This is a genomic window from Lentzea jiangxiensis, from assembly GCF_900104175.1.
In the GTDB taxonomy this organism is placed as follows: Bacteria; Actinomycetota; Actinomycetes; order Mycobacteriales; family Pseudonocardiaceae; genus Lentzea; species Lentzea jiangxiensis.
In genome coordinates this window covers 153,729-173,349 of the sequence record NZ_FNIX01000016.1, presented here as the reverse complement: position 1 = coordinate 173,349, position 19,621 = coordinate 153,729, and the positions used below count along the sequence as shown (strand labels likewise).

At 70.6% G+C, this 19,621-nt stretch carries 21 protein-coding genes and 1 pseudogene; 13 read left to right on the top strand and 9 right to left on the bottom strand.

The genetic code is table 11. The features are described 5' to 3' along the window. A pseudogene (locus tag BLQ91_RS30950) lies at positions 1-604 on the top strand (hypothetical protein); the annotation flags it as partial. On the opposite strand, the gene BLQ91_RS30945 reads toward BLQ91_RS30950, so the two are convergent. After that, positions 502-885, bottom strand: a complete 384-nt coding sequence (locus tag BLQ91_RS30945) for a VOC family protein (RefSeq protein ID WP_090102541.1) — start codon at positions 883-885, stop codon at positions 502-504. The pseudogene BLQ91_RS30950 and the gene BLQ91_RS30945 sit on opposite strands and share 103 nt — an antisense overlap. A 156-nt stretch (positions 886-1,041) precedes the next feature. Here BLQ91_RS30945 and clpB point away from each other — a divergent pair, with 156 nt between their 5' ends. Beyond that, positions 1,042-3,624 (top strand): ATP-dependent chaperone ClpB, encoded by a 2,583-nt coding sequence (gene clpB / locus BLQ91_RS30940; RefSeq protein ID WP_090102539.1) that lies wholly within the window; start codon positions 1,042-1,044, stop codon positions 3,622-3,624. Between the two features lie 47 nt (positions 3,625-3,671). Here clpB and BLQ91_RS30935 read toward each other — a convergent pair whose 3' ends face one another. Next, the gene (locus BLQ91_RS30935) at positions 3,672-4,709 is read right to left on the bottom strand and encodes an aldo/keto reductase (protein WP_090102538.1); all 1,038 of its coding nucleotides are present in this window, start codon (positions 4,707-4,709) and stop codon (positions 3,672-3,674) included. Between the two features lie 109 nt (positions 4,710-4,818). Here BLQ91_RS30935 and BLQ91_RS30930 point away from each other — a divergent pair, with 109 nt between their 5' ends. From BLQ91_RS30930 to BLQ91_RS30900, 8 genes are all read left to right on the top strand, one after another. Next, entirely contained in the window at positions 4,819-5,649 is an 831-nt protein-coding gene (locus BLQ91_RS30930; protein ID WP_090102536.1) for a helix-turn-helix transcriptional regulator, read from the top strand. A 66-nt stretch (positions 5,650-5,715) separates the two neighbouring features. Then, entirely contained in the window at positions 5,716-6,447 is a 732-nt protein-coding gene (locus BLQ91_RS30925; RefSeq protein ID WP_090102534.1) for a type III secretion system chaperone family protein, read from the top strand. Between the two features lie 247 nt (positions 6,448-6,694). Next, positions 6,695-6,871, top strand: coding sequence for an LPXTG cell wall anchor domain-containing protein (locus BLQ91_RS40595; protein WP_143022895.1), 177 nt, complete (start codon positions 6,695-6,697; stop codon positions 6,869-6,871). 49 nt (positions 6,872-6,920) lie between these two features. Beyond that, positions 6,921-7,694 (top strand): SDR family NAD(P)-dependent oxidoreductase, encoded by a 774-nt coding sequence (locus BLQ91_RS30920; RefSeq protein WP_090102532.1) that lies wholly within the window; start codon positions 6,921-6,923, stop codon positions 7,692-7,694. 92 nt (positions 7,695-7,786) lie between these two features. Then, positions 7,787-8,335 carry an orotate phosphoribosyltransferase gene (gene pyrE / locus BLQ91_RS30915; RefSeq protein WP_176960041.1) on the top strand — a complete coding sequence of 183 codons (549 nt, stop codon included), beginning with the start codon at positions 7,787-7,789 and terminating at the stop codon, positions 8,333-8,335. A 59-nt stretch (positions 8,336-8,394) separates the two neighbouring features. Next, positions 8,395-8,763: a DUF2784 domain-containing protein gene (locus tag BLQ91_RS30910; RefSeq protein ID WP_090102527.1), complete on the top strand. Its 369-nt coding sequence runs from the start codon at positions 8,395-8,397 to the stop codon at positions 8,761-8,763. Further along, entirely contained in the window at positions 8,735-9,400 is a 666-nt protein-coding gene (locus BLQ91_RS30905; protein WP_245733921.1) for a TrmH family RNA methyltransferase, read from the top strand. The genes BLQ91_RS30910 and BLQ91_RS30905 overlap by 29 nt, the downstream gene beginning before the upstream one ends. Before the next feature lie 25 nt (positions 9,401-9,425). Then, a complete protein-coding gene (locus tag BLQ91_RS30900) occupies positions 9,426-10,523 on the top strand; it encodes a glycoside hydrolase family 76 protein (protein ID WP_090102523.1) in 1,098 nt (365 codons plus the stop codon). An 89-nt stretch (positions 10,524-10,612) separates the two neighbouring features. On the opposite strand, the gene BLQ91_RS30895 is transcribed toward BLQ91_RS30900, so the two are convergent. Further along, positions 10,613-11,587 carry a LacI family DNA-binding transcriptional regulator gene (locus tag BLQ91_RS30895; protein WP_090102521.1) on the bottom strand — a complete coding sequence of 325 codons (975 nt, stop codon included), beginning with the start codon at positions 11,585-11,587 and terminating at the stop codon, positions 10,613-10,615. Positions 11,588-11,620: 33 nt separating this feature from the next. Here BLQ91_RS30895 and BLQ91_RS30890 point away from each other — a divergent pair, with 33 nt between their 5' ends. Together BLQ91_RS30890 and BLQ91_RS30885 are read left to right on the top strand one after the other, a co-directional pair. Continuing rightward, on the top strand, positions 11,621-12,466 hold the full coding sequence (locus tag BLQ91_RS30890; RefSeq protein WP_090102602.1) for a PfkB family carbohydrate kinase: 846 nt from the start codon (positions 11,621-11,623) through the stop codon (positions 12,464-12,466). Continuing rightward, on the top strand, positions 12,430-13,065 hold the full coding sequence (locus BLQ91_RS30885) for a nucleoside/nucleotide kinase family protein (protein WP_090102519.1): 636 nt from the start codon (positions 12,430-12,432) through the stop codon (positions 13,063-13,065). The genes BLQ91_RS30890 and BLQ91_RS30885 overlap by 37 nt, the downstream gene beginning before the upstream one ends. A gap of 1 nt (position 13,066) precedes the next feature. Here BLQ91_RS30885 and BLQ91_RS30880 read toward each other — a convergent pair whose 3' ends face one another. Next, positions 13,067-13,735: a DedA family protein gene (locus tag BLQ91_RS30880; protein WP_245733920.1), complete on the bottom strand. Its 669-nt coding sequence runs from the start codon at positions 13,733-13,735 to the stop codon at positions 13,067-13,069. Between the two features lie 166 nt (positions 13,736-13,901). Here BLQ91_RS30880 and BLQ91_RS30875 point away from each other — a divergent pair, with 166 nt between their 5' ends. After that, positions 13,902-15,278, top strand: a complete 1,377-nt coding sequence (locus BLQ91_RS30875) for an FAD-binding oxidoreductase (RefSeq protein ID WP_090102515.1) — start codon at positions 13,902-13,904, stop codon at positions 15,276-15,278. Here BLQ91_RS30875 and BLQ91_RS30870 read toward each other — a convergent pair. From BLQ91_RS30870 to BLQ91_RS30845, 5 genes are all read right to left on the bottom strand, one after another. Continuing rightward, complete coding sequence (locus tag BLQ91_RS30870; protein WP_090102513.1) at positions 15,275-16,711, bottom strand: amidohydrolase family protein; 1,437 nt, start codon at positions 16,709-16,711, stop codon at positions 15,275-15,277. The two genes, BLQ91_RS30875 and BLQ91_RS30870, sit on opposite strands and share 4 nt — an antisense overlap. Before the next feature lie 101 nt (positions 16,712-16,812). Continuing rightward, complete coding sequence (locus tag BLQ91_RS43460) at positions 16,813-17,382, bottom strand: TetR/AcrR family transcriptional regulator (protein ID WP_176960040.1); 570 nt, start codon at positions 17,380-17,382, stop codon at positions 16,813-16,815. Next, a complete protein-coding gene (locus BLQ91_RS30855) occupies positions 17,325-18,611 on the bottom strand; it encodes an FAD-dependent oxidoreductase (protein WP_090102511.1) in 1,287 nt (428 codons plus the stop codon). Before BLQ91_RS30855 ends, BLQ91_RS43460 begins: the two co-directional genes overlap by 58 nt. A gap of 73 nt (positions 18,612-18,684) precedes the next feature. Then, positions 18,685-19,401 (bottom strand): DedA family protein, encoded by a 717-nt coding sequence (locus BLQ91_RS30850; protein WP_245733926.1) that lies wholly within the window; start codon positions 19,399-19,401, stop codon positions 18,685-18,687. 23 nt (positions 19,402-19,424) lie between these two features. Continuing rightward, entirely contained in the window at positions 19,425-19,619 is a 195-nt protein-coding gene (locus BLQ91_RS30845) for a hypothetical protein (protein WP_090102509.1), read from the bottom strand. Positions 19,620-19,621 lie beyond the last annotated feature (2 nt).

Genomic DNA, 19,621 nt, shown 5'->3' with positions numbered 1-19,621 from the left:
AAACCTCGTGCTCATGGGGGCCTACCTGGCGCTGGTCGGTGTCGGGGTGGGGCTCACCATGCAGAACCTGGTGCTCGCCGTGCAGAACGGGGTCGGGATGGCGGACCTCGGGGCGGCCAGCTCCACGGCCACGTTCCTGCGGTCGCTGGGCGGGACGGCCGGCGTCTCGGTGCTCGGGGCCGTGCTGGCGGCCCAGGTGAGCACCAAGACGCTCGACCCCGCGTCCCTCTCCCCGGTCGTGCGGGACTCCTACGGCGACGCGATGGGTGAGCTGTTCCTCATCGCCGCCGGGCTCGCCGTGTTCACGGTCATCGCGGTGCTGCTGATCAAGGAACAGCCGTTGCGGGATTCCGTGGACGAGGACGTGGTTGTCACTCCAACGGGTTCTGGCGCACAGACGGTCGCCACTGAACTTGACTCACCTGTGGATACTGACCAGCGGATTGTGGACAAGTCGGTACCTGTTGTGGACAAGCTGCTAGTGCTTTCGAGTGACGACGATCAGGACGTCGCGGCGCGCTCGGCTGCGCTGCGTTCCACGCAGAACTCGTTGCCCTCGGGGTCGCGGAGGGTCACCCAGCCGGTGCCGTCGGGCCTGCGCTGATCGTCGAAGAGCGTCGCGCCGAGGCCGACCAGGCGCTCCACCTCCTCGTCGCGGGTGGTGCCGACCGGCTGCAGGTCGAGGTGGAGCCTGTTCTTGAGCTCCTTGCCCTCCGGCACGGTGATGAACAGGTAGCGGATGCCGCTCGGCAGGTGGATCAGGCACTCCGGGTCGCCGGGGTTGTCCTCCGGGTCGAGCGGCAGGTCCAGGACCTGGCCCCACCACGAGGCGATCTCGTACGAGTCGCGCGCGTCGACCGTGATGTTGTGGATGATTGAGGTCATGGCGCTGATCTTCGCCGAACCCGCGCCGCCGGCCGCCTGGTTTTCCGGGCGGGCGTGTGATCTGCGCCGTGTTCAGGGTTGAGCGGAACTCGCTCAACTTTTCTGACGTTGTGCGGGATGATGGTCCATGCTTGACGCTGACCACGAGGTGGAGGAATGGACGCTTTCAACCCGACGACCAAGACGCAGCAGGCCGTGTCCGCGGCGGTGCAGGCCGCGACGCTGAACGGGAACCCGGACGTGGGTTCCGTGCACCTGCTCAGTGCCCTGCTGGCGCAGACGGACGGGTTGACCGCGCCGTTGCTCGAGGCGGTGGGCGCCGACCCGGCCCAGGTGCGCAAGGAGCTGGAGCAGCTCTCGCGTTCGTTGCCGAGCGCCTCCGGCTCGACCGTCTCCGCCCCGCAGCTGTCGCGCGACGCCGTGCGGGTGCTGAACAAGGCGCAGGAGCTCGCGACCGGGATGGGCGACGAGTACGTCTCCACCGAGCACCTGCTCGTGGGGCTCGCGCAGCACGGTGGCCAGGTGGCCGACCTGCTGCGGCGCAACGGTGCCACGCCCGACGCGCTGACCGAGGCCTTCGCGAGGGTGCGCGGGTCGGCGAGGGTGACGTCGGCCGATCCTGAGGGCACCTACAAGGCGCTGGAGAAGTACGGCGTCGACCTGACCGAACGTGCGCGCAAGGGCGAGCTCGACCCCGTGATCGGCCGTGACGCCGAGATCCGGCGCGTCGTGCAGGTGCTGTCGCGGCGCACGAAGAACAACCCGGTGCTGATCGGCGAGCCCGGTGTCGGCAAGACGGCCATCGTCGAGGGCCTGGCGCAGCGCGTCGTGGCCGGGGACGTCCCCGAGTCGCTGCGCGGCAAGAAGGTCGTGTCCCTGGACCTCGGCTCGATGGTCGCGGGCGCCAAGTACCGCGGTGAGTTCGAGGAACGGCTCAAGGCCGTGCTCAAGGAGATCACCGACTCGGCCGGGCAGGTCATCACGTTCATCGACGAGCTGCACACGATCGTCGGCGCGGGCGCGACCGGTGAGTCCGCGATGGACGCCGGCAACATGATCAAGCCGATGCTGGCCCGCGGCGAGCTGCGCATGGTCGGTGCCACGACCCTGGACGAGTACCGCGAGCACATCGAGAAGGACGCCGCCCTGGAGCGCCGCTTCCAGCAGGTGCTGGTCGGCGAGCCGTCCGTCGAGGACACGGTCGGCATCCTGCGCGGGCTCAAGGAGCGCTACGAGGTGCACCACGGCGTGCGCATCACCGACGCCGCCCTCGTCGCCGCCGCCACGCTGTCCGACCGCTACATCACCGCGCGCTTCCTGCCGGACAAGGCCATCGACCTCGTCGACGAGGCCGCGTCCCGGCTGCGCATGGAGATCGACTCCCGGCCCGTCGAGATCGACACCGTCGAACGCGCCGTGCGCCGCCTGGAGATCGAGGAGATGGCGCTCGCCAAGGAGTCGGACGCGGCGTCGCTGGAACGGCTGTCGGCCCTGCGCGCAGAGCTCGCGGAGAAGCACGAGGAACTGGCCGCGCTGACGGCGAGGTGGCAGAACGAGAAGGGGTCGATCGACAAGGTCCGCGCCCTGAAGGAGCAGCTGGAGTCGCTGCGCGGCGAGTCGGAACGGGCCGAGCGCGACGGCGACCTCGGTCGTGCCGCCGAGCTGCGCTACGGCCGGATCCCGCAGCTGGAGAAGGAGCTCGGCGCCGCCGCCGAGTCCACCCAGGAGACCGCCATGCTCAAGGAGGAGGTCGGCCCGGACGACGTCGCGGACGTGGTGTCGGCGTGGACCGGCATCCCGGCCGGACGGCTGCTGGAGGGCGAGACCGCCAAGCTGCTGCGCATGGAGGACGAGCTCGGCCGCCGGGTCGTCGGCCAGGCCGAGGCCGTGCGGGTCGTGTCGGACGCGGTGCGCAGGACGCGCGCCGGCGTCGCGGACCCGGACCGCCCGACGGGCTCGTTCCTGTTCCTCGGCCCGACCGGCGTCGGCAAGACGGAGCTCGGGAAGGCGCTGGCGTCGTTCCTGTTCGACGACGAGCGGGCGATGATCCGCATCGACATGAGCGAGTACTCCGAGAAGCACTCGGTGGCCCGCCTGGTCGGAGCGCCTCCCGGCTACGTCGGCTACGACCAGGGCGGCCAGCTGACGGAGTCGGTGCGCCGCCGCCCGTACTCGGTCGTGCTGCTGGACGAGGTCGAGAAGGCGCACCCGGACGTGTTCGACGTGCTGCTGCAGGTCCTCGACGACGGCCGCCTCACGGACGGACAGGGCCGCACGGTCGACTTCCGCAACACGATCCTGGTGCTGACGTCGAACCTGGGCTCGCAGACGATCGTGAACCCGTCGCTGACCGACGTGGAGCGCAAGGACGCCGTCATGGCGGTCGTGCAGCGGCACTTCAAGCCGGAGTTCCTGAACCGGCTCGACGACGTCGTGGTGTTCCACGCGCTCGCCACCGAGGAGTTGACGTCCATCGTGGACATCCAGGTCGCTCGCCTGGCGGGCCGGCTCGCGGCCCGTCGCCTGTCGCTCGACGTCACGCCGGCGGCGCGCGACTGGCTGGCGCTGAACGGTTTCGACCCGATCTACGGCGCCCGGCCGCTGCGGCGGCTCGTGCAGTCGGCGATCGGTGACCAGCTCGCCAAGGAGCTGCTGGCCGGTGAGGTGCGCGACGGCGACGCGGTGCGGGTCGACGTGCTGGACGACAACTCCGGCCTGATCGTGGGCCGCAGCGCCTGACGTCCGGACGCGTGAGGGGGATCCGAGAGGGTCCCCCTCACGCGTTTTCACCGGCTCTCGATCTTCAGGTCGCCCGCCGTCACCGCCCGGATGTGGTCGCTCGCGAGCAGGTCGTGCGGGTACCCGAGGTCGATCGCGCCGGCGTCGTCGAGCCGGGCCACCTGCTCGTCGCCGAGGTCGACCTCCAGGGCGGCCAGGTTCCCCTCCAGCTGTTCCGGTGTGCGCGCGCCGATGACGGGAGCCGTCACACCCGGCCTCCGCAGGTTCCACGCCAGCGCGACCTGCGCGGGCGTGCGGCCGATCTCCAGCGCGACCTCCCGCACCACGTCGGCGATCGCCAGCGTGGCCGGGGTGACCATGCCCAGACCGGCGTTGAAGCTCTTGCGGCCCGTCCCCTCCGCCGGCGTCAGGTCGGCGCTCGAGTACTTGCCGGACAGCACGCCACCGCCCAGCGGCGAGTACGGGGACACGCCCAGCCCCAGCGCCCGCGCCATCGGGATCAGGTCGCGCTCCGCGTCCCGGTTGATCAGGCTGTACTCGACCTGCAGCGCGACCAGCGGCGTCCAGCCGCGCAGGTCGGCGACCGCCTGCAGGCGGGAGACCTCCCAGGCGGGCGTGTTGGACATCCCCACGTGCAGGACCTTGCCCTGCCGGACCAGGTCGTCCAGGCCGCGCAGGACCTCCTCGCCCGGCGTCAGCGCGTCCCACACGTGCACGTACAGCAGGTCCACGCGGTCCGTGCCCAGCCGGCGCAGGCTGTTCTCCACGGACGCGAACAGGCTCTTGCGGTGGGCGCCCCCGGAGTTCGGGTCACCCGGCGTGCGCAGCGTGGAGTACTTCGTCGCGAGCACCAGGCGGTCGCGGCGGTCGCGGACGAGCTCGCCCAGCAGCTCCTCGGAACCGCCGTAGGAGGCGGCGGTGTCGATGAAGTTGCCGCCGCGCTCGACGTACGTCTCGAACAGCCTGCGCGCGTCGTCCGGTGCGGAGCCCCAGCCCCACTCGTTGCCGAAGGTCGCCGTGCCGAGGGCCAGCGGCGAGACCCGCAGCCCGGAGCGGCCCAGCAGCCGGTAGGTGTCGAGCGACATGTGTTCTCCCGTGGTCGTGGTGGGGCACCAGCCTGTGATCACCGGGGGCCGGGGGTAAGGGAAGGAGCTTCCTGGGAACAGCGGTCCCACCCCGGCGGTTGAACGGGCCGTGGTCACCGACGTGGCGCAGGAACTGGCCGCCTTCCTGCGGAACAGGCGCGAGCGGCTGGACCCGCGCGATCTCGGCCTGCCGGAGCGGCGGCAGCGCAGGACGCCGGGGCTGCGCCGCGAGGAGGTCGCCGAACTGGCCGGGATCAGCGTCGACTACGTGGTGCGGCTCGAACAGGCGCGGGGGCTGCGGCCCTCGGCCGACGTGGTGGAGGCGCTGGCGCGGGCGTTGCGGCTCGCCCCGGACGAACGCGACTACCTCTTCGGCCTCACCCGTCACCGGCCTCCCCACGCCGGCGAACGCGCCACCGCCGCGCCGTCGCTGGCACGGCTGGTCGAGGACCTGTCACCGCGGCCCGCGATGCTGATGAACCACCGCTACGACGTCCTGGCCTGGAACGACGAGATGGCGCGCCTGTTCCTGGACTTCGGCGCGCTGCCGCCGTCGCGGCGCAACGCGATGTGGGTGTGCCTGGTGCACCCGCGCATGCGGGAGCTCTACGTCGACCGCGACCGCGTCCTGCGGGAAGGGGTCGCCCACCTGCGCGCCGCGTGGGCCGTGCACCCGGACGACCGGCTGCTGGCCGGCCTCATCGCGGAGTGCGCGGCCGGTGACGAGGAGTTCGCCCGGTTGTGGGCCGCCCAGGACGTGAGGGTCGGCGGGCGCGGGCACAAGGTGCTGCGCCACCCGGACGTCGGCCTGGTCGCGGTCGAGTTCGAGACGCTCAGGCCGGTGCAGGACCCGGACCACCTGCTGGTGGTCCACCGCGCCGCGGACGAGCGGAGCCAGGCGGCGATGGACCGGTTGCGGGCCCGCGACCACGCCGAATAGGCACTTGGCGGCACGACGCGCGGAAGTGATCTTCGTTCCTCGCGTCCGACCCACTACGCTTCAGCTGTGGGCATACCGGCGTGGGTCTGGTTCACCGTCGCCGCGGTGGCGGGCGTGGCGGGGTTCGCCCTGCTCGCGACCGACCGGGCGCAACGAACCGCGCGTAATCGTGAACGGCGCCGTTGGGCTGCCCTGCGCGGCTGGCAGTTCGAGGAGACAGACCACGTGCTGCCGACCCGCTGGGAGGCGGGGGCCATCGCGTACTACGGCACCGGGCTCGCCCGGGACGTGGTCGCGGGCTCCACGTTCACCGCGGACGGCCGCCGCCAGGTCTACGTCCTCGACCACGAGACGGCCGGCAAGGTCAACTCGGTGCTGGTCGGCGTGCGCTGCCGCAGAGCGCTGTCGGTGGTGGTCGAACTGTGGCTGTCGACCGTGCCGTTCCAGCGCGACAACGACAAGATGCCGATGCCCGACCTGCTCGGACCGGTCGGCTCGCGGTACGCGTTCGTCACGGACGTCCCGGCCGCCCGGAAGATCATCACCCCGGACCTGATCGACGCCGCCGAGGAGATCGGGGGCGACGTCACGGTCGTCTGGATGGAGAAGGACTGGGTGCTGGCCGCCGCGCCGCCGAACTCCTCGCCCGCGCGCCTGGAGCGGCTGCTGCGCGACATCGGTGAGCTCGCGGACGTCATCGACCCGTTCGACCCGGACCCCTCCGAGCGCGAGGAGCCGGTCGAGGAGGACGAGGGCGGCGAGGTCTACCGCCCGTCGTTCGGCCGCAAGCAGCCCTGACGAAACACTTCCGGACGCCGTTGCCGAGCCTCTCGGCAACGGCGTTCTTCGTTCTGCCACTTGATCCACGCGATGTGACTATCAGTAGTTGTCCACAGCCGGCGCCGTCATCTACGCCCACATGATCAGCGGAATTCCCAATGTATGTGAATTACATCACACTGCGCTCCGTGTAAAACATCCGCCGGTGATTCAGATATTCCGTGCGCAAGGCGTCGTGTCCCCGAACCCCCGGAAGGGATCCACGATGTACGGAGGAAAGATCGTCCCGCCCGCAGCCGTCGCGGGGACGGCGTCCGCCGTGACGCTGGCCAACACCGGTGCATCGGTCGGGTGGTTGCTGTTCGGTGGCGTGGCCCTGGTCGTTTCCGGCCTCGCGCTGCGCCTCGTCGTGCTCCGCCGCCCGGCGAAGCGCGAAGCGTGATCATCGGCGGCCTTCGACCCCGGCGACTTTCCGACTACCGTGCGGTGGCATGCCAACCGCACTGGTGACCGGATCGACCGTCGGGATCGGGGCCGCCTTCGCCCGCAGGCTCGCGGCGGAGGGGTACGACCTCGTGCTGGTCGCGCGCACCGCGTCCGCACTCGAAGAGATCGCGAAGCAGCTGCACGACCGCCACGGCGTCCAGGTGGACGTCCTGCCGGCCGACCTCAGCGACCGCGGAGACCGCCTCAAGGTCGAACAGCGGCTCGCGGAGTCGGCCGTCGACGTGCTGGTCAACAACGCGGGCTTCGCCAACTCGGGCGAGTTCTTCACCGCCGACGTCGAGAACCTGCAGGCCCAGCTCGACGTCAACGTCGCCACGGTCCTGCGCCTGTCCAGGGCCGCCATCCCGGCCATGATCGCCCGCGGCAAGGGGGACGTGATCAACGTGTCGAGCGTCGCCGGCTTCCTGCCCGGCCGCGGCACGAGCTACAGCGCCGACAAGGCGTGGGTGACGATGTTCTCCGAGGGCATGAACCTCGCGACCGAGGGCACCGGCGTGCGGGTCATGGCGCTGTGCCCCGGCTTCGTGCGCACGGAGTTCCACAAGCGCGCCGCGATCGACATGTCGAAGACGCCGAACTGGCTCTACGTCGACGCGGACAAGCTCGTGCACGAGGCGCTGCGCGACCTGCGCCGCGGCAAGCCGCTGTCGATCCCCGGCGGGCAGTACAAGGCCATCGTGACGGCGGCGAAGCTGATCCCGAGGGCGGTCGTGCGCAAGATGGCGTCGCGGTTCGCGGGTGGGCGCGGACGCACCTGACCGGGCCGGTTGCCCGTGCGCGGTGACGCAGCGTACGAGGCAACGGGCGCGCGTATGTGCGAAGCTGACGACCCGTGCGAACTGAAGTGGTCTTGGACGCGAACGCTAAGTCGGAACTCGCTCGTCTGGTGAGCGAATTGGCCGTGGTGCACGGCAAGGTGACCCTCTCCAGCGGCAAGGAAGCCGACTACTACGTCGATCTGCGCCGCGCGACGCTGCACCACGCGGCGTCCCCGTTGATCGGCAAGCTGCTGCGCCAGCTCACGTCCGACTGGGACTTCGTCGCCGTCGGTGGCCTGACGCTCGGTGCGGACCCCGTGGCCTACGCGATGATGCACTCCGCCGCGAACGACGGTGACGTGCTCGACGCGTTCGTCGTGCGCAAGGCGAGCAAGGCCCACGGCATGCAGCGGCAGATCGAGGGCATCGACGTGCGCGGTCAGCGGGTGCTCGCGGTCGAGGACACCTCCACCACGGGCGGTTCGGTGCTCACGGCCGTCACGGCGCTGCGCGAGCACGGGGCCGAGGTCATCGGCGTGGCCACGGTCGTCGACCGCGGCACGGGCGCCAAGGAGGCCATCGAGGCCGAGGGGCTGCAGTACCGCTACCTGCTCGACCTGAACGACCTCGGGCTCGCCTGAGGTTTTGTCGAGAGCGCTTCGAGCCACCCCGTCCTAGTCTGGAGGGCGGGGTGGTGAGAATGGCCGGATTCCTGGCCGAAGCGGTCGTGGTGCTGCACTTCACGGTGCTGGCGTTCCTGCTCGCGGGCGGTTTTCTGGCCTGGCGGTGGCGGTGGGTGATCTACCCGCACCTGGCGCTGGGCGCGTGGGCGGTCCTCAGCGTCGTCACGCCGACTGTGTGTCCCCTCACGGTGTGGGAGAACGACCTCCGGGCGATGGCGGGGATGCCGGTGCTCGAGACCGGGTTCATCGACCACTACATCGACGGAGTCTGGTACCCGCAGAGCGCGTCGATGCTGGTCCAGCTGGTGCTCGGGACGATCGTGATCGTCTCGTGGGCCGGCTTCTATGCTGGCCACCGTGCTGCTCGAAGGCTTTCACGCTGTTAAGCACGCGCTGCGCTTCGGCGCCGACGTGCACCCGTTGATCACCACGGACCTCGCCGCCGCGGTCGGCCTCGCCGAGACGCACGCTCCCGACCTGCGCGAGCGGTTCGCCGCCGCCACCGAGGTCGACCAGAACCACTTCAAGCTGCGCGTCGGCCGCACGCACCCGACGGGCGTGGCCGGGTTCGCCGAGCGGCCCGAGCTGCCGTTCGACCGGCACGCCCCGGTCGTCCTGCTCGACAACCCGCGCAACCTCGGCAACTTCGGTGCCGCGATCCGGGTGGCGGCGGGCCTCGACGCCGGAGGCGTGCTCTCCACCGGCGACGTCGACCCGTGGCACCCGAACGTCCTGCGCGGCTCCGCCGGCCTGCACTACGCGCTGCCGGTAGCCAAGGTCACGAGCCTCGACTTCGAGGGCGAGCTGATCGCCTTCGACGCCGACGGTGACCTGCTGGAAGGCCCCATCCCGGACGACGCCGTGCTGGCGTTCGGCTCGGAGCGCCACGGCATCTCCGACGAGGTCAGGGCGAAGGCCTCCCGGACCGTCCGGCTGCCGATGCGCGCGAAGGTCAGCAGTTACAACCTGACAACTTCTGTGGCCATGGGCCTGTACCACTGGGCGGTTCATCGAGCTTCTTGACCGATCAAGCCCTCACGATGGCCAAGTGGTGATCGCGAAATTGCTGGCAGCGCGCGCGGGCGTCGCGGAGCGCGCGGTGTACTCCAGGCACCTGCGGCGTGTCTGGGGTGTGCCGGGCACGCTCCTCGGGGCGCGGGCGTGGCCCCCGCTCTTCAAGGACAAGATCCACACGAGCTTCAACTACTGGTGGCAGGCCCACCTGCTGGACTGCATGGTCGACGGGTACCTGCGCTCGCCGAGCGAGCTGCGCAGAACGGCCATCGGCAAGCTCGTCCGCGGCGTCCGGGTGCGCAACGTCCTGGGCTGGACCAACGATTTCTACGACGACGTGGCGTGGCTCGGTCTCGCCCTGCAACGCGTCCAGCACGATGTCGGGATCGCGAAGCCGAAGGCGGTGAACGCGATCGCCGAACGCCTGCGCGACGGCTGGACCGACCACGCCGGCGGCGGCATCTGGTGGAAGCGCGACGACGACTTCAAGAACGTCCCGGCCAACGGTCCCGCCGCGATCTTCCTGGCCCGCCAGAACGAACGCGCCGACCTCGCCCGCGCGCGGTCCATCGTGGACTGGGTCGAGGAGAACCTGGTCGACCCCGGCAGCGGCCTCGCGTGGGACGGCCTGCACGTGCACCCCAACGGCGAGATCCGCGAGTACGAGAAGAACATTTACACGTACTGCCAAGGGGTGCTCATCGGAGCGTGCGTCGAGCTGGCCAAGCACGGCCAGGCGGGCAAGTGGCTCGACAAGGCCGCCCGCACGATCACCGCCGTGCACGACGACCTGGCGACCAACGGCGTCATCAGGGGCCAGGGCGGCGGGGACGGCGGTCTGTTCGCAGGCATCCTCGCCCGCTACCTCGCCCAGGCGGCGCTGACGATCCCCGATCTCGACCCCGACCGGCACGAGACCGCGGACCTGGCCAGGGAACTGGTGGTCCAGTCGGCGGAGGCCGCGTGGCTCAACCGCACGATGGCCATCAGCGGGCCGCTCTTCGGTCCCGAGTGGACCGAACAGGCGGAGGAGAAGGAGGGGCGCGACCTGTCCGTCCAGCTCGGCGCCTGGATGTGCCTGGAGGCGGCCGCCCTGCTCGAACGGAGCGGCCTGGACGTCGCTACGGCCTGATGCAGCTCAACGGCGCCTTGGCGTTCTCGTGGAACTGCTCCCGCGAGTCGTCGGCCACGAACTCCAGGTCACCGGGACGAGTCCCGGGATCAGCACCCGCAGGACTGGCGGTGCAGGAGCGAGGGCGAGAGCCGGATGGTCTCCGGGGCCCTCTCGGGGTCGGCGATCCGGGACAGGAGCAGCTTCACGGCGGTCCGCCCGATCTCCTCGACCGGCTGGGCCAGCGTCGTGAGCGGCGGCTCGATCAACGTCGCCCACTCGACCTCGTCGTAGGCGACGACCGCCAGGTCGGTGCCGAGCTTCAGGCCGCGGGCGCGGGCCTCGTGCAGCATGCCGACTGTGACGAGGTGGTCTGCCGCGACGACGGCCGTCGCCGGGTCCTCCTGGTCGAGCAGCGGCGCGAGCCAGCCGCTCTGCGAGACCAGGGCCTCGTCCCACTTCAGCCCGGCACGGCCGAGACCGAGGCGGTAGCCGAGGACGCGCTCCTCGGTCGTCGCCACGCCCGACTTGCCGCAGACGATGCCGATCCGGCGGTGGCCCAGCTCGGCGAGGTGCTTGACCAGCCCCGACGTGGCCTGCACGTTCTCCGGGCCGACCTGGTCGATGTCCTGCGCCACGGTCAGCCGGTCCACCAGCACCGTCGGGATCTCGAGCCGCTTGAGTTCGGGCAGCACCAGACTCCCGGCGCCGGCCGACGGCGTCAGCAGCAACCCGTCGACTCTCCGCGAGCGCAGCATCCTCACCGCGGTCTGCTCGGACTCGGGGGTGTCTCTCGTGTCGATCAGCACGAGCGAGTAGCCGCTGCGGGTCGCTTCCGACTCGATGGCGGCGATCAGTTCGGCGAAGTACGGGTGGGAGACCAGCGACACGGCGAGCCCGAGCGACTTCGTGCCGCCCATGACCAGCGATCGCGCGATGGCGTCGCCCGTGTACCCGGTCTCGTCGATCGCCTTCTGGACGCGCTCGCGCGTGTCCCCGGCGACCGGTCTCGTCTCGTTGATCACGTGTGACACCGTGGTGATGGAGACCCCCGCGAGAGCCGCGACATCCCGCATGGTGACCATGGCTCGGACCTTACCCGTTTGGAGGAAGCCCTGATGGCAGCCGTGCTGTGTGTCGGGCTCACAACTCTCGACGTGACCCAACGGGTGGACGCCTTCCCGGAGCCCGGGCAGAAGGTCCGCTCGCTCGGCGCGGTGCTGTCACCGGGCGGTCCCGCGGCCAACGCGGCCCGCGCCGTCGCCGCGCTGGGCGGCAGGGCCTCGTTGCTCACCGCGTTGGGTGGCGACGCACTGGGTGAATTCGTGCGGGCTTCCTTGGATCCGGTCCACGTGACCGCCGTGCCCGGTACGACGCCCGTGAGCATGGTCGTCGTCAGAGACGCTGATGGGGAGCGCACGGTCGTTTCCCGCAACGCGTCGGTGCCCGTCAAGGCGCCCGATTTGTCCGAACTGCTGGCCGTCGCGGACGTGGTCCTCTTGGACGGGCACCACGACGGCCTGGTGATTCCCGCCGCCCGGCGGGCGAAAGCTCTCGGATTGCCTGTGGTGCTCGACGCCGGGAGCTGGAAACCTGTCCTCGATCACCTGTTGCCGCTGGTGGACGTCGTCGCCTGTGCGTCGGGGTTCGAGCGGTCCGAGGCCGAGGTGCACTCCTACGGGGTGCCGCTGGTCATTCGCACGCAGGGTGCGAAGCCGGTGACCTGGTCGCGGAACGGCTCGGCCGGCGAGGTGCCCGTGCCCGCGGCGGAGGTGAAGGACACGAACGGTGCCGGCGACGTCTGGCACGGCGCGTACGCCTACGCGCTCGCGTCAGGGGCGGACCCGGTGGCAGCCATCGGCTTCGCGTCGGAGGCGGCCGCCGTTCGCGTCGGTGCGGTCGGGGACTGGGTTGAGGAGCTGGCGCGGTGGCAGGACAGCAGGTCAGGTTCGACGAGCTGCTAGAGCGGGCTCGGGTGCTCACGGATCAGGGAGAGCGGAAGATCCTCGGCATCGGCGGGGCACCCGGTTCGGGCAAGTCGACACTCGCGCGACGGCTCGTCGAGGCGCTCGACGGCCAGGCGGTGCTCGTCGAGATGGACGGCTTCCACCTCGCGCAGAGCGAGCTCGAACGGCTGCGGCTGGTCGAGCGCAAGGGTGCGCCCGACACGTTCGACATCCCCGGCTACGTCGACCTGCTCGGCCGGATCAAGGCGTGCGGGCCGGACATGATCTACGCGCCGCAGTTCCGCCGCGAGATCGAGGAACCGGTCGCGTGTGCCGTGCCGGTGCACCCGGACGTCCCGCTCGTCGTCACCGAGGGCAACTACCTGCTGCTCAACTACGACAAGTGGAAGCGCGTGCGGATCATCCTCGACGAGGCGTGGTTCCTGTTCATCGACGAGGACGTGCGCGTGCAGCGGCTGATCGATCGCCACCTCCGGTACGGGCGCACCCTGTCGGAGGCGGAGGAGCGCGTGCTGCACGGCACGGACCACGTCAACGCGCTGATGGTGAACTCGTCCAAGGGTGCGGCGGACCTGCTGATCACCGAGGTGCTCTGACTCAGCCCGCGTGCGGGTGGCTGATGTGCTCCAGGTCCTCGCCGGCCTCGTCGATCGGCTTGCGCATCTCCTGGCGGTAGCGCCAGAGGCCCCAGCCGGTGCCGCCGAGGAAGAACCCGACGCTGACGACGATCGCCGCCGTCTCGAGCCACGGGAGCGACTGCAGGACGCCCGCGCCGTAGTAGCCGGCGAGCACGAGCGTCGGCACCCAGGCGATCGCACCGATGGTCGTGGCCAGGGTGAACCGGCGGACGTCCATGCGCGCGGCACCGGCGATCATCGGCGCCAGCGTGCGGATCCACGGGATCCAGCGGGCCAGCACGACGGCCCAGAACCCGCGGCGGTCGAGGAACTCGCCCGCGCGTTGCAGGTTCTGCCGGTTCAGCACCTTGCCGCCCTTGCGCGCGAGCACGCGCGTGCCGGTACCGCGGCCAATGTAGTACCCGACCTGGTTGCCGACGACGGCCACGACGAGGGCCACGAAGGACAGCGCCCAGGCCGACAGCTCGCTGTTGTGCGTGGCCAGCACGACACCGGCGGCGAACAGCAGCGAGTCACCGGGCAGGAACAGCCCGAAGATGAATGCGCACTCGACGAAGATGAAGCTCAGCACGATGACCCACACGGCCACCGGACCCGCGGTCTCCAGCGAGGCGAAAGCATGCGCCACGGTGAGCCAGCCTACGTCGTGCCGTGGCGGCGGCAGGGCGACGGCGCGTTGACGCGTCGGCGAAATCCGGGTTGAGCGCGCTGAATCACGGCGTGAACCTCTTCCTGGTGGGATCACCTCCGAGTGAACCAGTCGCTCCGGTGCCGCGCGCACTAGCGTGGAGCGCATGGAGACGTTGCTCGCTGAACTCCGCACCGCAGTGGGTGACCAGGGCGTCCTGACCGACGCCGACGTCACCGCGAGCTACCAGCGCGACATGATGCCGTTGGCGCCGTACGGCAGTCCGTTGGCCGTGGTGTTCCCGGTGAGCACCGAGCAGGTCCAGGCCGTGGTGCGGGCGTGCGCGCGCCACCGCGTCCCGATCGTCCCGCGCGGCGCCGGCAGCGGCCTCTCGGGCGCCGCGAACGCGATCGAGGGCTGCGTCGTGCTGGTCACGACCAAGATGAACGCGATCGTCGAGATCGACGCCGACAACCGCCTCGCCGTGGTCGAGCCCGGCGTCGTCAACCTCGACCTGCGCGGCGCCGTCGAGAAGAACGGCCTGTTCTACCCACCGGACCCGAGCAGCTACGACTGGTGCACGATCGGCGGCAACCTCTCCACCAACGCGGGCGGCCTGTGCTGCGTGAAGTACGGCGTGACCACCGACTCGGTGCTGGGCCTCGAGGTGGTGCTGGCCGACGGCGAGGTGCTGCGCACCGGCCGCCGCACGGTCAAGGGCGTCGCGGGCTACGACCTCGCGAAGCTCTTCATCGGCTCCGAGGGCACGCTCGGCGTGATCACGCAGGCCACCCTGGCGCTGCGACCCCTCCCGCAGGCCCCGGCCACGCTCGTCGCCGCGTTCGGCAGCACCGCCACCGCGGGCGCCGCCGTGAGCCGCATCGTCCGCGAGGGCCTGGTGCCGTCGTTGATGGAGATCATGGACCGCACCTCGATCGAGGCCGTCGAGCAGTACCTGAGGACCGAGATCGGCGCCGGACCCGGCTGCGCGGCGCTGCTGATCTGCCAGTCCGACTCAGGCGGCGAGCAGGCCCGGCACGAACTGCAGCAGATCGAGGCCATCTGCGACGAGGCCGAGCTCGTCCACGCGACCCACGACGTCAACGAGGGCCGCGACCTGCTGACCGCGCGCCGGGCCGTGCTGACCGCGCTGGAGATCTACGGCTCGTGGCTGACCGACGACGTGTGCGTGCCCCGCACCCGCATCGCCGAGCTCATCCAGGGCTGCGAGGACATCGCGGAGGAGGTCGGGCTGAAGATCGCCGTCGTCGGCCACGCGGGCGACGGCAACATGCACCCGACGATCGTCTACGACCCCACCGACGCCGACCAGTTCGCCCGGGCACGGAAGGCGTTCGACGACATCCTCGCGCTCGGTCTGTCGCTCGGCGGCACCATCACCGGCGAGCACGGCGTCGGCAAGATCAAGCGCGAGTGGCTGGCGAAGGAGATCGGTCCGGTCGGGCTCCGGGTCCACCGCGAGGTCAAACGGGCGCTGGACCCGGAGAACCTGTTCAACCCGGGCTCGATGTTCTCGCTCTAGCAACAGGTGGTCACAGCCGGCGGCATCGGTTCCCGCGCCGCCTTCTCCACCTCGTCGAGCATCCGCTGCCTCTCCGCCGGTCCGAGCACCCGCCCGCGCGTCAGCACGGTGTGGATCCGCCGCGTGTTGCGGATGTCGGCCAGCGGGTCGCCGTCGAGCACGACGAGGTTCGCGGGCGCACCGGGCTGCACGGCGGCGTTGCGGGTGCCGGACTTCAACGCGTCCCCTGGCGAGAGACCGGCCTCCACCAGCAGGTGCAGCTCGTCGTGCACCGAGAAGCCGGAGAACGAGTACGGGTTGCCGGCGTCCGTGCCGACCAGGACCTCGACGCCGTGGGCGTGCATCTCGGCGACCTGGTCCTGGCGGCGCCGGAAGAACTCGGCCTGGTCCCGGATCTCCCGCGGGGTCACCGGTGCCCAGTTCTCCAAGCTGTCGCGCCAGTAGTCGCGGTAGAAGGCGGGCATGTACTTCATCCGCGCGTCGTCGGAGAACGCGTCCGCGGGACTGGAGTACACCCGCATGGCGACCAGCGTCGGGCACAGCGCGGAACCGTTGCGCCGCAGGCGGTTCGCCAGTCGCACGGCCTTGCCCCGGCTGTGCGAGAGGGTGGCCTGGCGTTCGAGCTCCAGCACCTGCTTGAACCACGCGAAGGAGTTCGCCGGGTCGAGGGGCAGGTCCGCGATCGCCTGACGCAGCTGGGCCTCCCGCGTGCTGGTGGCGAGGGGGAGGCCGTACACGTGCTCGAAGGTGCGCTGACCCAGGTCGCTCGCGTCGCCCAGTGCCACGTGGTTCGAGCAGTGGCCCGCGAACGTGATGGCCTGCCGCGCGCACTCGTCGGCGATGGCCGCGAGCGTCGGGCGGTCGAGGTACGAGTAGACCTTCACGAAGTCCGCGCCCTGCGCCTGCGCGTCGCGCACGGCCTGGCGGCCCTCGTCCGGCGTGCCGGCGATCAGGGCGCCGGGCAGCGTCGAGTGCGGGCCGTCGATGATCGAGCTGCCGACGACCAGGCGGGGACCGAGCACCTCGCCGCGCTCGATCCGCCCGCGCAGCTCGTAGATCGGCGGGAAGCCCCACATCTCCCGGATGCCCGTCACGCCGTTGACCAGGCACAGCGGCAACGTGATGCGGTCCAGGAACGCGCCGTGCACGTGCATGTCCCACAGGCCGGGGATCACGTACCTGCCCGCGAGGTCCAGCACCGCGCAGCCGCGGGGCAACGGCAGGTCGCGCGAACCGACGGCGACGACCTCGTCGCCCGCCAGGACGATCGTGGTGCCGGAGCGGACCCCGGCCGAGTCGACGAGCGTGACGCCGCGCAGCGCGGTGACGCCGGCGGAGGCGTCCGCCCGGCCCGGTGCGAGCAGGCCCGCGCCCGCCGCCACACCGAGTCCGGCCAGCCATCCCAGCACTTCACGTCGAGTGGTGTCAGTCATGCCGTTCAACCAACACCCTGACGTTGCGGGAGGCTCAAGTCCTTTCGAGCCCGGGCACCCGGTGCGCACCGACGACCTTCGCGGTCCGGGTCGCTGGTGGCCTAGAGGTGGTATCCGAGCTGGAGCAACACCTTGTGGAGGTAGGTCTCCAGTTCTTCCGGGGTGTTGTGCTCCGGACGGGTCAGCGCGCGGTAGAAGAGCGCGCCCGCGGCCATGTCCACGACGACGTCGAGGTCCGTGCCGGGCGGGAAACCGGAACGCACCACGTCCTTGAGCACCGCTCGCCGCGGCGCGATGAACAGCTCCCAGTACCGCCGCATCAGCTCGAAGTTGTCCGCCGAGGTGCCGATGATGCGGCGCAGCAGCTGCACGGACTGCCCGTTCGACAGCAGCGCCGCCCAGCCCTTGAGCGTCTCCTCGGGCGGTGCGACCGCCATGCGTTCGGGATCGAGTGCCGCGACGGTGCGCGGCAGCTCGATCACGCTGAACAGCAGGTCCTCCTTGGTGGCGAACCGGCGGTAGACCGTCGCCCGCGTCACGCCCGCGCGCTTGGCGACCTGCTCGATCGAGGTGCCGTCGAGACCGCGTTCCAGGAACAGCTCGAAGGCCGCGGTCAGGATCGCGGTGTCCGCCTCGGGGTCGCGGGGACGCCCAGCACTTCGTTCAGCCACGCGGAAAGCCTCTCGGGGGAAGACGGACCGCGCCACGCCAGGTGCGCGTCCGGACGCACCAGCAGCGTGTCACCGGCGCGTTCATGGTGCACGACGTCCCCCAGCCGCTCCCGTGCCACCTCCAGGCACGCCGGTGGCCCCGCCAGCACCCACCTGCCGACGCGCGCGAACGCCGGGACGCGCTCGCCGCCGCGTCTCCCCGTGGCGAGCGGCCCGCTGTACCTCAGGTCGAGCTGCGAGGTGAACCTGACCAGCCGGCGCTGGACGGGCGCGGCGGCGAGCAACGGCCACAGCAGCCGGTCGCGGACCGTGCGCGTCAGCAGGCCGGGGCCCAGCACCAGCCTCGTCGCCGGCGTGGTCGAGGCGAGGACCCGCGCGCCGATCGGCCGCCGTTCCGCCTCGTAGGTGTCGAGCAGGCGCTCCGAGGCCCGGTTCCGGACCACCAGCGCCAGCTTCCAGGCCAGGTTCTCCGCGTCGCCGAGGCCGGTGTTCATGCCCTGGCCGCCCACCGGGCTGTGGATGTGGGCCGCGTCGCCCGCCAGGAAGACCTCGCCGCGCCGGTAGGTCGCGGCCTGCCGGCGGTGGATGCGGAACGTCGACTCCCACTCGACGTGGTCGACCGGGCCCGGCGTCCAGCGGCCGCCGTTCGGTGACATCACCCGCCACTGCCCGCCGGGGAGCGGGAAGATCGTCGTCATCGACGGGCCGTCGGTGTGGACGTGGATCGACTCCCGGTCCAGGTCCCAGGTGGCGTGGACGTCCCGCAGCAGGAAGTTCTCCATCACCTGCGAGCCCTCGAACGGGATGCCCGCCCTCCTGCGCACGGCCGAGTGGGCACCGTCGCAGCCGACCAGCCAGTCGTCGGCCGGGACGGACTCGATCGGTGTGCTCCACTCGACCTCGACGCCCAGTTCCGACAGCCGGGTGCGCAGGCGTTCCTCGACGCGGGCCTGCGAGACGACCAGCTGACCGGCGTCGCGCAGGGCCGTCAGGTCGAGCGCTTTCTTGCCGTTGATGCGCATCGCTCGCAGGCGCACCGCCTTCTCCGCCAGGTCTCCCAGGGCGCCCAGCCTCGCCAGCACCTCGGCTCCACCGGGTTGCAGACCCATCGCCCTCGACGTGGTGGCCGGGCCGTCGGCCGCGTCCACGACGCGCACGTCCACTCCGCACTGCCTGAGCCCGCACGCCAGCGCCATGCCGGTCGGACCCGCCCCCGCGATGATGACCATACAAATACAGTACAGCACTGTATTTTAACCTGGCAGGAGAAAAGCCCGCCCGTGCTGCGGGCGGGCTCTCGGGTCAGCGGTCGACGCGCGGGATGACCTGCGTCGAGTCGTCGTGGAGCGTCGCCTCCATGACCTGGGTGATGTCGTCGGCCTCTTCCTCGATGAGCGACTTCTTCTCCCTGCGCGCCTTGATCACCTCGATGATGATCGGCACGATCGACAGGAACACGATGGCGAGCAGCGTGATCTCGAGGTTGTCCTTGATGAAGGACACCTGGCCGAGGAAGTAGCCGAGCACCGTCAGGCCCGCGGCCCACGCGACGCCACCGATGGCGGAGTACGTGAAGTACTTCTTCGGGTCCATCCTGCCGACGCCCGCCATGGCCGTGATGAACGTGCGGACGATCGGCACGAAGCGGGCCAGGACGATGGCGCGGGCGCCGTACTTGTCGAAGAACTCCTGCGTCTTGTCGACGTACTCCTTCTTGAAGATCTTCGACTCCGGCTTGGCGAACAGCGCCGGACCGGCCTTCGCGCCGATGTAGTAGCCGACGACGTTGCCGACGAAGGCGCAGATCGTCAGCAGCACGCAGACGAGCCAGAGCGGGGTGTCGATGGTGCCCGCCGCGACGAAGAGACCCGCCGTGAACAGCAGCGAGTCGCCGGGCAGGAAGAAACCGACCAGGAGCCCGCATTCCGCGAAGATGATGAGGCACAGACCGATGAGCATGTACGGGCCGAGCCCGTTCAGCAGCACGGTGGGGTCCAGCCAGTCAGGGCCCAATGCAATCGTCACGGCGACAACGGTACAGGTCAGCTCAGCGTGATCACTGCCGCCACCGTGCCCGCTGCCAGGCCCAACAGCAGGGCGAGGCCCAGCACCCACCACGCGGGCATGGGTGCGGGGCGCTCCTCAGCGATCTGGACAGGTGCGACAAATCCGGCATTCGTGCTGGTCGCCTGCGCCCGCAGCGCGTCGGTCACCAGTCGCTCCGGATCGTCCGCCATCC

Bases quoted from the DNA above. Each gene is read 5' to 3' on its own strand.
- BLQ91_RS30920 (WP_090102532.1), top strand. From the start codon at position 6,921: ATGCCAACCGCACTGGTGACCGGATCGACCGTCGGGATCGGGGCCGCC.
- BLQ91_RS30945 (WP_090102541.1), bottom strand. From the start codon at position 885: ATGACCTCAATCATCCACAACATCACGGTCGACGCGCGCGACTCGTAC.
- BLQ91_RS30875 (WP_090102515.1), top strand. From the start codon at position 13,902: ATGGAGACGTTGCTCGCTGAACTCCGCACCGCAGTGGGTGACCAGGGC.
- BLQ91_RS30855 (WP_090102511.1), bottom strand. From the start codon at position 18,611: ATGGTCATCATCGCGGGGGCGGGTCCGACCGGCATGGCGCTGGCGTGC.
- BLQ91_RS30845 (WP_090102509.1), bottom strand. From the start codon at position 19,619: ATGGCGGACGATCCGGAGCGACTGGTGACCGACGCGCTGCGGGCGCAG.
- clpB (WP_090102539.1), top strand. From the start codon at position 1,042: ATGGACGCTTTCAACCCGACGACCAAGACGCAGCAGGCCGTGTCCGCG.
- BLQ91_RS30870 (WP_090102513.1), bottom strand. From the start codon at position 16,711: ATGACTGACACCACTCGACGTGAAGTGCTGGGATGGCTGGCCGGACTC.
- BLQ91_RS30890 (WP_090102602.1), top strand. From the start codon at position 11,621: ATGGCAGCCGTGCTGTGTGTCGGGCTCACAACTCTCGACGTGACCCAA.
- BLQ91_RS30935 (WP_090102538.1), bottom strand. From the start codon at position 4,709: ATGTCGCTCGACACCTACCGGCTGCTGGGCCGCTCCGGGCTGCGGGTC.
- BLQ91_RS40595 (WP_143022895.1), top strand. From the start codon at position 6,695: ATGTACGGAGGAAAGATCGTCCCGCCCGCAGCCGTCGCGGGGACGGCG.
- BLQ91_RS30895 (WP_090102521.1), bottom strand. From the start codon at position 11,587: ATGGTCACCATGCGGGATGTCGCGGCTCTCGCGGGGGTCTCCATCACC.
- BLQ91_RS30910 (WP_090102527.1), top strand. From the start codon at position 8,395: ATGGCCGGATTCCTGGCCGAAGCGGTCGTGGTGCTGCACTTCACGGTG.